This window comes from Christiangramia marina (assembly GCF_048285865.1).
Lineage (GTDB): Bacteria > Bacteroidota > Bacteroidia > Flavobacteriales > Flavobacteriaceae > Christiangramia > Christiangramia marina.
The window spans coordinates 782,689-783,341 of the sequence record NZ_JBLVTK010000001.1; the positions used below are offsets into that span (position 1 = coordinate 782,689).

The window sequence follows — 653 nt, forward strand, 5'->3', positions numbered from 1 at the left end:
TAGACCAGCCAACCAAGATAAGAAAAACCATATTTCCTAACCTACGTAGTCATTAATTCAATTTGATATAACTGCGAATCTAGGTTACAATCATACTATAATTACTCATATAATTTCTGTCCTGAAAGAATGTTAAGATTAGTGATCCCTGGCATATCATTTTTCCCACTTTTTTTGGAATTAAATAAAACCGCAATTTCTTTGGCTTGCTTATAACCAAAGGTGCCTGTTTTTGATAAGCTGAAATGAATCGAACTTGTTTCTATACCATCCAGTATAGAAGGTTTGTCTATTTTTTCTAATATAAAATCTTGATTGTCCAACTCGAATTTTTGTTCGAAAGTTCCCACACCAATGAACGAACAAAATGCCATATGCTTTTTGAAAATTACCTGACTGAATTCGCAAATATCAAATTTGCACTTTTCAATCTTTGAAAACTGAAATGAACACTGATAAAATTGACTTCCACTATAATTATTATCAATACAATAAATATATTCATTGTTTGAATCTAAAGTACAATTATCAAAGTAGTTAAATAGAAAAATGTTCTTTGAGTGGTAATCTTTGAATTGACAGCGTATATATTCTGAATTTAATGAACACGAGTTACTGAAACCACTAAAACTAGAATTCGTAAATTTTGAATT

At 29.4% G+C, this 653-nt stretch carries 1 protein-coding gene; it reads right to left on the reverse strand.

The features are described 5' to 3' along the window. Positions 1-101 precede the first annotated feature (101 nt). On the reverse strand, positions 102-653 hold a 552-nt coding region (locus ACNKXS_RS03665; RefSeq protein ID WP_417919673.1), incomplete at its 5' end, for a hypothetical protein.